The organism is Synechococcus sp. PCC 6717 (assembly GCF_022698185.1).
In the GTDB taxonomy this organism is placed as follows: Bacteria; Cyanobacteriota; Cyanobacteriia; order Thermosynechococcales; family Thermosynechococcaceae; genus Thermosynechococcus; species Thermosynechococcus lividus.
In genome coordinates, this window is record NZ_JAKLTV010000052.1 from 1 (window position 1) to 9,812 (window position 9,812).

General features: G+C 53.4%; 11 protein-coding genes and 1 pseudogene. 3 read left to right on the forward strand and 9 right to left on the reverse strand.

Annotation, left to right across the window (positions count from 1 at the left end):
• Positions 1-58: 58 nt before the first annotated feature.
• Positions 59-382: pseudogene (locus L5470_RS12790) on the reverse strand (transposase); the annotation flags it as partial.
• 484 nt (positions 383-866) lie between these two features.
• Here L5470_RS12790 and msrA point away from each other — a divergent pair.
• The gene (msrA, locus tag L5470_RS12795) at positions 867-1,529 is read left to right on the forward strand and encodes a peptide-methionine (S)-S-oxide reductase MsrA (protein ID WP_099798910.1); all 663 of its coding nucleotides are present in this window, start codon (positions 867-869) and stop codon (positions 1,527-1,529) included.
• Here the strand turns inward: msrA and cbiD are convergent.
• From cbiD to galE, 5 genes are all read right to left on the reverse strand, one after another.
• On the reverse strand, positions 1,526-2,635 hold the full coding sequence (gene cbiD, locus L5470_RS12800) for a cobalt-precorrin-5B (C(1))-methyltransferase CbiD (protein WP_499500196.1): 1,110 nt from the start codon (positions 2,633-2,635) through the stop codon (positions 1,526-1,528). The two genes, msrA and cbiD, sit on opposite strands and share 4 nt — an antisense overlap.
• Positions 2,636-2,653: 18 nt before the next feature.
• Complete coding sequence (locus L5470_RS12805) at positions 2,654-3,319, reverse strand: HEAT repeat domain-containing protein (RefSeq protein WP_499500197.1); 666 nt, start codon at positions 3,317-3,319, stop codon at positions 2,654-2,656.
• A gap of 128 nt (positions 3,320-3,447) precedes the next feature.
• Positions 3,448-3,786: a hypothetical protein gene (locus tag L5470_RS12810; RefSeq protein WP_099798912.1), complete on the reverse strand. Its 339-nt coding sequence runs from the start codon at positions 3,784-3,786 to the stop codon at positions 3,448-3,450.
• Complete coding sequence (locus L5470_RS12815; protein WP_227517301.1) at positions 3,783-3,989, reverse strand: DUF454 family protein; 207 nt, start codon at positions 3,987-3,989, stop codon at positions 3,783-3,785. Before L5470_RS12815 ends, L5470_RS12810 begins: the two co-directional genes overlap by 4 nt.
• Positions 3,990-4,049: 60 nt before the next feature.
• A complete protein-coding gene (galE, locus tag L5470_RS12820; RefSeq protein ID WP_099798914.1) occupies positions 4,050-5,048 on the reverse strand; it encodes a UDP-glucose 4-epimerase GalE in 999 nt (332 codons plus the stop codon).
• A 41-nt stretch (positions 5,049-5,089) separates the two neighbouring features.
• On the opposite strand from galE, the gene prfC reads away from it, so the two are divergent.
• Positions 5,090-6,715 (forward strand): peptide chain release factor 3, encoded by a 1,626-nt coding sequence (gene prfC / locus L5470_RS12825; protein WP_499500198.1) that lies wholly within the window; start codon positions 5,090-5,092, stop codon positions 6,713-6,715.
• A 7-nt stretch (positions 6,716-6,722) separates the two neighbouring features.
• Positions 6,723-7,331: a recombination mediator RecR gene (gene recR / locus L5470_RS12830; RefSeq protein WP_499500199.1), complete on the forward strand. Its 609-nt coding sequence runs from the start codon at positions 6,723-6,725 to the stop codon at positions 7,329-7,331.
• Positions 7,332-7,337: 6 nt separating this feature from the next.
• Here recR and L5470_RS12835 read toward each other — a convergent pair whose 3' ends face one another.
• From L5470_RS12835 to L5470_RS12845, 3 genes are all read right to left on the reverse strand, one after another.
• Positions 7,338-8,039: a response regulator gene (locus L5470_RS12835; protein WP_499500200.1), complete on the reverse strand. Its 702-nt coding sequence runs from the start codon at positions 8,037-8,039 to the stop codon at positions 7,338-7,340.
• A gap of 320 nt (positions 8,040-8,359) precedes the next feature.
• Positions 8,360-9,487 (reverse strand): trypsin-like peptidase domain-containing protein, encoded by a 1,128-nt coding sequence (locus L5470_RS12840; protein ID WP_099798917.1) that lies wholly within the window; start codon positions 9,485-9,487, stop codon positions 8,360-8,362.
• Positions 9,488-9,595: 108 nt separating this feature from the next.
• The coding region (locus tag L5470_RS12845; protein ID WP_499500201.1) for a hypothetical protein at positions 9,596-9,812 on the reverse strand (217 nt) is incomplete at its 5' end.

Here is a 9,812-nt window from a genome sequence, read left to right on the forward strand (position 1 = left end):
TAAAAAATATCCTCTCGACGATGTCATTCACATCGGGTAGGGCTGGAAGCCCCGTACTTCAGTGCGGGGAGGAAAGCTCCTTTAGCAACTTCAGTTGTTTTAGGTTATAATTGTACTGCGGACACCAGAAACGGTTGTTCAAGGCACTGGTAACGGTCGATTGGGGGTGTTGTAAACCACCCCAGAGGCTCGCGGTTGGCTTGCTAACTGCAGGGCTACTAAAAGCTCCCTGCTTTAGCTGGGAGTAGTTTACTACGCACCGGGCTAGTTTCACAGCCCAATCCTTACGCTGGCGTTGGACTGTTAGGTGTTTTCTTCCCAGTTTAAGCCTTGCTTTGGCGCGATTTTTTGACCCCTCTTGTTTGCGAGATAGACGGCGTTGTTCCCGTTTTGCCCTTCACTTTTTGTTTGCAGTTGTTATAGAAGCGAGAAATCGCTGACCACGCTCGTTCTGCCATCGTTGGTCGTGCCAGCGAGTTGAGTTTTTTCGCCCAAGGATACTCTTTGGCTAAAACTCGGCAGTATTTGTTGAGGTCAGCCGTGCGTTTGCCTTGCCCGTCCATCCAGTAGCGAAGCGCTTTGTTGCGAACAAAAAGACCCGTCCGCAGCGCTTGATCGAGCCGCTGATCCTAGTCTTGAGTTCCTTGCAACTTGGCTTTATAGACGAGAATTTTATCTACCAAATCTGAGATAATTGTACCAAAAGTTGATTCTTGACTCCCCTCGACTCGCGCGGGGAGTCCATGTATCCCCCCCCTTCACTATCGTTCATGACGGGGTTTTATCGCGCTCCCGAACCCCCACATGCTGATAAGTTCTGTTGGTGTTAGCTAGAATAAGCCCTAGGGCGTTGTTGATGAGCAGCTATGGCCTTCTTTGGATTCAAAAAATTAACCCTTCCCAGTCCGCAGACTGCCTTGCCTGGGCGCAGTGAGCCAATGCCTATTCCCAAGGCGCATCTAGTCAACGGTCATCCCTTGGCTCCTCCCTATCCCGCAGGCTTAGAACTAGCGTTGTTTGGCATGGGGTGCTTTTGGGGGGCAGAGCGCAAATTCTGGCAAGTGCCCGGTGTGTATGTTACTGCGGTGGGCTATGCTGGTGGTTATACGCCAAACCCCACCTACGAAGAGGTGTGCACTGGGATGACTGGCCACAATGAAGTGGTGCGTGTTGTCTATGACCCGCAACAGGTTAGCTACGAAGCGTTACTAAAGGTGTTTTGGGAGAACCACGACCCCACCCAAGGCATGCGCCAAGGCAATGATGTGGGTACGCAGTATCGCTCTGGGATTTATTACTATTCCCCGGAGCAAAAGGCTCTTGCTGAAGCCAGCCGAGATCGCTACCAAGCTGCTCTGAAAGAAGCGGGTTATGGCCAGATTACGACGGAAATTTTACCCGCCCCTGACTTCTATTTTGCTGAAGCGTATCATCAACAGTATCTCCACCGTCATGTCAATGGCTATTGTGGCTTAGGAGGTACCAACGTGCGCTATGAGCCCAGCACCGGGGCTAGCTCCGTCTGCTAGTCAATCACTTGCCTTAGGGATGCTAAGAGGGTTTGAGCGGTTTGGCTGGTTGCCACGATTTGGCGATCGCGCCGAAATAGAACTGCTCCCACCTGCAATGATCGCGCTACCGAGGTAGAGCAGTGGGTACGCAGGTAGGCAAGGGTGCGCTCGTCAATGCGGTTAGCAATCTGGCTTAAAATGGGTGCTAACTGGTCTGGAGCTTTGGCTGCAAGTAATTGGCACGCCGCTTCTATGGTTGGCGATCGCCAAATTTGCTGGAGTAAGCTGCCTGTAATGCCCGCAAGGGCACAAAATGCTGTGAAGACTTCTTGGCGAGCATCCGCTAAGTGATGATGGGTGTGAAAAATACCCGCCGCTAACTTGATCAGTTTGCCATGGTAGCCTAAGAGCAACAACTGCTGAATATTGTGCTCTGCCGCCGCCACTAACATCGGGCCCAACCAATTGGCAGTCTTGACGCACAATTGCCGGGGAATGTGAAGGGTTTGCGCCACCTGCAGGCCATTTTCGCCAATGCAAAATACAAGGGTTGAGGATTGGGCTGCTTTTGTCGCCAGTTCGGCGAGGTACTGCTCAAGTTGCTCTGGGGCTGTCAAGGGCTGGGCGATCGCCCCGGTACCCAGCAGCGATAAGCCCTCAACAATCCCAAAGGCTGCATTGGAGGTTCGCTGTGCCAATTGCGCCCCCTCCGGCAAAATAATTCTGACCCGAATGGCGCGATCGCTGGGGCAGTAGAATTCTAGATTTGTGGTTAACAGCAACTTGGCGTAACGGTAGATTGCTGCTTCTCCTGTGGCTTGGTGGCGGCCAATGCCGACCCCCCCCTCAAGGTGAATCCGTGGCTGAGTCGTGGCATCTGCCCAAGTCACCCATGCCCAAACAGGAGTCTGCCGCGTAATATCTAGGGGATCACTGGGTTCGCTGTAGGTAATGGCAAGAGCCTGTTGAGGGTCTAGGCAAGCTCCTTGGGCAATGGTAAACGTTTCGCAGCGATTGGGGTTCAGCAAGGCTAAGGTGACTGCTGACGGGCAAGTACCCTCGGTTAAACACCGCAGAGCAGCAACAGCGGCCGCTGCTGCAAACACAGGTAAGGTATAGCCCACAGCGGTTGCCAAATAGCCCTACGACGTCAACTGTGCCAAACTTGTCTGGACGGCTTCAACCACCGCTTGGGCACTATCGGTTTGCATTTGCTCTAGTATCTGTTTGGCGTCGGCGGTGCCAATCTGGCCGAGGGCGATCGCCAACCGATGCCGCMCCTGCCAGTCAGGATAATCCACAAAGGGGCGCAGTACGTCCAAGATGTCTGGTTGCCTAAGTTCGCCAAGGGAACCAATCGCCGCCAACATCACCAGTTCTTGCGAGCTATTCAAGGCTTCTTTGAGCAAGGTAACCGCGGCTGGATTAGCCAAGGCCCCTAGGGCAGCAACAATACTAAACTGTAACAGCCAGTCATCCGTACTGTGGTAAGCCGTTTCTAAGTCCTCGAGGGCAAAGGGAAGTTGCAGCGCCGCCATAGCGTCTGCGGCAGCAGCCCGCACATCCGTTTCACTGTCATGGAGCAGGCGATCGCGCAGCAACTCTTGAGTTTGGGTAGGGTTGACGTGACCTAGAGTGGCTAACTGACTCACCGCTGCGTAGCGAATCCGGGCGTTAGCATCTTGGATGAGGGGTTGGACCAAGGGAAAGGCAACCTCCGGCTCTAGGGAGCGCAACTGGTTCAGTCCCTGTAGGCGATCGCCCACATCTGCTGATGCTAAGAGTTGCTGAATCGTGGTTGTGTCCACCCCAATTACCTCAACCTATTCCCTTGATCCTACTGCGGTTAGTGACCCGCGCCAAGAGAGCCACTCGGCACCATTCGCCTGTTTGAGGTTTAGGCAAAGAACGATGCGCATCCAACTTGACCCCGACATCAACGTTGAAGACCTGATGAGGGGTAGGTTTTATCAATTTGAATGGCGGTGATGCTAGGGTTTGTGGACAGGTAAGTGAGCACATCCTCAGCGCTCATCAGTCGCTTGAGCGTGACTTGACCAATGGTGGATTCTGGATTAGGGTGGCTGGGTTTGACCTCAACCATCACCACAATTTCTTCCACTTGGTACAGCCACAACTTTTCAGACCCTTCGAGAATATACAGACAGGTGTGGGTAATCACGGGTGAGCGCCGCCATGCCTGCACATCCCATAGCCCTTGGGGTTCCCAAACACGACCAATTTGCCAGCCATCGGTGAGGAAAAAATACTTCATGCCATGGGTTGTGCTGACTCAGTCCCTTGGGCGTTACGGGTTGCCGCTGGTGGCTCTTCGGGTTCCATCGAGTTAAAGCAGGCCGCAGCAATTAGTAAAAAAGGAGTGCCCGGCACAAGGGGCAGGATAAACCCTACCACGCCAATCATGCTAAACAAGACGCCTAAAATCATCCGAGCGGTATTACGAATACGTTTAGTCACAGGCAAACCTTTGAAAACAGTGCAGGAGTTATGTCGTTCACCCCTCTATATTGCCGCAACTTAAGCACAACTGTGACGATGCTGATGCCACTGCCACGCATGAGCGATGATCTCTTCGATGTCGGCATACTGGGGCTGCCACCCGAGAATACGCCGGGCGCGATCGGCATTGGCCACAAGACGAGCCGGATCCCCAGCGCGGCGATCGCTGTGCTGGACTGGAATATGACAGCCAGTAACTCGTGCTGCCGTGTCAATCACTTGCCGCACCGAAAACCCCTGACCATTCCCAAGATTCAATACGTTTGACTCCCCCCCTGCCAGCAAATACTTCAACCCCAACACATGGGCATAGGCAAGATCGCTGACGTGGATATAGTCGCGGATGCAGGTACCATCGGGGGTAGGATAATCAGTGCCATAAATGTTAATGTGGGGGCGCCGTCCCAGAGCAGTCTGTAGCACCAAGGGAATGAGATGGGTTTCGGGATGGTGATCTTCGCCAAGGCGGCCGTGGGGATCTGCACCCGCTGCATTAAAGTAGCGGAAAATCACATATTTAAGGCCATAGGCACGCTCCATATCCGCCAAGATCTGCTCCACCATCCACTTCGAGCGACCGTAGGGGTTAATGGGGGCACAAGGATCGGTTTCCTCAAGGGGGAGGCGCTGCGGCAACCCATAGACCGCAGCGGTGGAGGAAAAGACGATGGAGGGAACTTGAGCCGCCACCATCGCCTGCAACAGGGTCAGTGTACCGTTCACATTATTTTTGTAGAAGCGATCGGGAAAGCGTACCGACTCCCCCACTTCGATATAGGCAGCAAAGTGCAGGACTGCGGCAATCGAACGGCTGTGAAATACCTGATCTAACAGGGGGCGATCGCCAATATCCCCCACAATGAGTTGAGCGTTTAGAACTGTTTCCACCAGATCCCGATGGCCGCGCTCTAAATTATCTAGAATCAGAACTTCAAAGCCGGCCTGTTGCAGGGCGAGAACAGCATGAGCGCCGATGAAACCTGCGCCACCGGTCACTAGAACTAAGGGTTGTGCCATAGAGGGTCTGTTAGACTAGGAAAGCAGTGACATATCTTGCCATGACCAGCGACTTGCAAACTGAAATTGCTTACGAAGTCAGGCGGCGGCGTAATTTTGCAATCATATCTCACCCTGATGCGGGGAAAACCACCCTCACCGAAAAACTGCTCCTCTACGGTGGCGCAATCCACGAAGCGGGAGCGGTCAAAGCCCGGCGAGCACAGCGTCAAGCCACCTCCGACTGGATGGCGATGGAGCAGCAGCGGGGGATTTCCATCACCTCAACGGTGCTCCAATTTGACTACCAAGGCTATCAAATTAACCTACTGGATACCCCGGGTCACCAGGATTTTAGTGAAGATACCTATCGCACCTTGGCGGCTGCCGATAACGCAGTGATGCTGGTGGATGCGGCCAAGGGACTCGAACCCCAAACTCGCAAGCTCTTTGAAGTATGCCAGTTGCGCGGCCTGCCCATTTTTACGTTTATTAACAAGCTGGATCGCCCAGGGCGTGAACCGCTGGAACTCATCGACGAAATTGAGCAGGAATTGGGGTTAATTCCCTATCCAGTGAATTGGCCGCTGGGAATGGGCGATCGYTTTTGCGGTGTCTATGACCGCCTCAAACGCAACATTCACTTTTTCGAGCGCAGCAGCCATGGCTCTCGGGCAGCAATCGAGACCATTCTTGCTTTGGGAGAGTCTGCCATTGATGCCTACATTGAATCCTATCGCCTAGAGTACAACCACCTCAAAGACGAGCTAGAACTACTCGATGGCGTAGGAGCCGAACTGGACTTAGGGTTAGTCCATCAGGGGAAAATGACCCCCGTGTTTTTTGGCAGTGCGATGACGAACTTTGGGGTGCGCCTCTTTCTGGAGCACTTTTTGACCTATGCGCTCCCCCCTGCGGCCTACCGCAGCGATCGCGGCCTCATTGACCCCAACCATGAACAGTTCAGTGGCTTTGTCTTTAAGCTCCAAGCCAACATGGATCCCAAACATCGCGATCGCGTTGCCTTTGTGCGCGTGTGCAGCGGCAAATTTGAGAAAGACATGACTGTCTGCCATGCCCGTACTGGTAAAACTATTCGCCTCTCTCGCCCCCAAAAACTCTTTGCCCAAGGCCGTGAGTCATTGGAAACCGCCTATGCTGGCGACGTGATTGGCCTGAATAATCCGGGGATGTTTGCCATTGGCGACACCCTCTACACGGGCACCAAGTTGGAATACGAGGGGATTCCCTGTTTTTCACCGGAACTGTTTGCCTACCTGCGCAATCCCAATCCCTCTAAATTCAAATCCTTTCAAAAAGGGGTCAGTGAATTACGGGAGGAAGGTGCAGTGCAGATTATGTACTCCACGGATGAATCTAAGCGGGATCCCATTCTAGCTGCCGTCGGCCAACTCCAGTTTGAGGTAGTACAGTTTCGGCTTCTGAACGAGTACGGTGTTGAAACCCGCCTTGACCCTCTGCCCTACACCGTCGCGCGTTGGGTACTTGACGGTTGGAACGCTCTAGAGGCCGCAGGACGCATCTTTAATGCGGTGACAGTTAAGGACAGTTGGGGTCGCCCAGTGCTACTGTTCAAAAACGAGTGGAACCTACAGCAGGCGATCGCCGATCATCCAAAGCTGCGCCTGAGCGCGATCGCCCCCCTAGCCAGTGCGGTTTCCGTCTAGCCTACTTATGAGTAGCGTCTATACCCGTCCCCTAGCACGGTTGATCGAACAGTTGCAGCGCCTACCGGGCATTGGCCCTAAAACAGCCCAACGCTTGGCACTCTACCTTGTTAAACGACCGGAAGCAGACATCCAAGCCCTCGCCCAAGCTCTCTTGGAGGCCAAACAGCAGGTGGGACTGTGTTCTGTGTGCTTTCATCTGTCTGCAGAACCCGTGTGCGATATTTGTGCTTCCCCCCAGCGTGATGATCAAACCATCTGTGTGGTGGCCGACTCGCGAGATGTCATCGCCATTGAAAAAACCCGCGAATATCATGGGAAATACCACGTTTTAGGGGGATTGATTTCCCCCATGGAGGGCATCACCCCCCAACAGTTGCACCTGCAACCTCTCATTCAGCGCGCCAGCCAAGCCAACGTCAAAGAAGTCATCTTGGCGATTAACCCCAGCATTGAGGGTGAAACGACGACCCTCTATATTGGCCAGCTGCTGCGACCCTTTGTCACCGTCACCCGTATTGCCTTTGGCCTACCAGTGGGGGGCGACCTCGACTACGCCGATGAAATGACGCTGGCTCGTGCCCTCGCCGGTCGGCGCGAAATTGAATGGCACTAGCAAACCTTAGTGCGCTCCCTGTAATCGTCGCAATGCAGCCACAATTTGGTGTACCGCCCGCTTGAGCTGTTCCACTTCGGCATGGAGTCTCTGATTTTCAGCCTCTAGGGCAGCCAAACGAGCCTCATCACCACCACTAGGGGGAGTCGCTTGCAGTTGTGCCACCGCCGCTTGGAGTTGCGCAACGGTGTCTGCATCCCCCACAGGCTTGGCCTTGAACTCCTCGAAGGCCGTTTCTAGCGCTGCGAGTTTTGCGTAGATAGGGGATAGATCGACACTCCCGCTGGCTACCGTCTCAGAAGCCGGAGCAGCAGCTTTGACCGGCCTAGCTTTGCGTGCCTTGCGAAACGCTTCTTGAATGGCAGCTTCTAATTCTTCACGCTCAAACGGCTTTTCAATGAACTCAAACCACTCAAAGGGTTCCTGTAACTTTTCCGTAACCTCCTCTTTACGACCCGACATAATCACAAGGGGAATGGCTCCCAGCAGACCCGTCTTCGCCAGTTCTTGATAGACTTCCCAGCCGCTGACTCTTGGCAGCAGAAAGTCCAGCATAATGAGGGTCGGGTCAGACTGTTCAATGAGTTGCAAACCCTCACGGCCATCCTTCGCTTCCAAAATTTCGTAGTCGCCCTCCGGTAACATGTCGCGGACGCGCAACCGAATAACTTTACTGTCGTCAATGACAAGGACTTTTTTGCTGGTCACGGAAACACTCCATCCTTAGACGAGACGTTGTGAATAGAGGGCAGCAAGGTGGAATGTTTGCCCACCATGATGTGATTCCAACCTTAGCATAGCCTTGGGACAACCTGAGACAGTGTTAACTGTCATACTAATATGGGCATAGCACTTATTTTATCTGTTTTTATTTTTAGCCGTAACAACGACCTATGCGCCATCTCTCTGCAATCAGTTGCTTGCAACTATCTTTGCGTATCCTATCAAACGAAAACACCGCTAAGGATGCTTAACAACAATTAACGATAGTGCCTCGTCGTGTCATAGAAGCAGTCGTTGTCAGTTTTCTAGAAGTTTTCAGGCATGGGGGCGGGTTGTACCCTAAAGGTTTGACTTGTATTGCCGCGTTGCACCTCAAGGGTAATGGTTTGACCCGCTTGAGTTTGCTCAACAATGGTTTGAACTTGCTGGGGGGTGGGCTGATTCACATCGTTGATTTTGGCGATCCAATCCCCTGCCTGCAGTCCTGCTTGGGCGGCGGGAGAGTTAGCCATCACATCCGTAATCAGCGTGCCTTGGGTTGTCTCAAGGTTCCAGTCTGGGCGTTCTTGGCGAATGCGCAGGGCTAGTTCAGGGCTGAGGCGCACCATGCGAATTCCAAGGTAAAGATGCTGGGCGCGCCCTGTGGTGATTAACTGCTCGGCAATTCGATAGGCGGTGTTGATGGGGATGGCAAACCCCAGCCCTTGGGCTTGGGAGATCACGGCAGTGTTGACACCAATGACTTGGCCAGCGGCATTGAGCAGTGGTCCACCGGAGTTGCCCGGATTAATAGCGGCATCGGTTTGAATGAAACTAACGCGCTTGTCGGCAGCGCCAATTTCGTTACTGCCGCGACCAGTGGCACTGATAATCCCTGCGGTAACCGTATTACTCAGACCTAAGGGATTGCCGATGGCGATCGCCCACTCCCCCGGGACTAGATTATCGGAGTTACCTAGGGGAACCGTGGGTAAATTCTCTGCCGGAATTTCCACCACCGCCACATCCGTGAGGCGATCGGTGCCGAGCACCTTGCCATCAAATTCACGGCCATCGGGCAAGGTGACGCGCACAATACTGGCATTTTCAACGACATGGGCATTGGTCATGACCTTGCCACTGGCATCGAAGATAAAGCCAGAGCCTTGCCCTTGGCGCACAGGAGCGTCCGGTTCAGGCATTGGGTTAAAAAAACTATCTTGTTTATTACTCGGGAGTTCTAAGGTGTCGATACTCACCACAGCCGCTCCTGCATCGCTCACGACCTTGGCAATGAAGTTTTGGGTGCTGTTATTCCCCTCGCCCACACTGACGAAGGGGCTGGAGCCATGACCTGTGGAGCCAAGAGGCTCTGGCACCGCCTGCCGCAGCGGGCAACCTGTCAAATTCAGCAGGGCGATCGCCCCTAAACCTAACCAAAAGAAACGTTGCATCGTCAAAACTAGAGTAGGATTATCTCCACTCTAATTCTCTCCTTAGACACCTGCTAGAGATGGGAGGACGTTGGCAGTCACATCGGGTAGGGCTGGAAGCCCCGTACTTCAGTGCGGGGAGGAAAGCTCCTTTAGCAACTTCAGTTGTTTTAGGTTATAATTGTACTGCGGACACCAGAAACGGTTGTTCAAGGCACTGGTAACGGTCGATTGGGGGTGTTGTAAACCACCCCAGAGGCTCGCGGTTGGCTTGCTAACTGCAGGGCTACTAAAAGCTCCCTGCTTTAGCTGGGAGTAGTTTACGGGATAGTAGTAGTACTGCTTA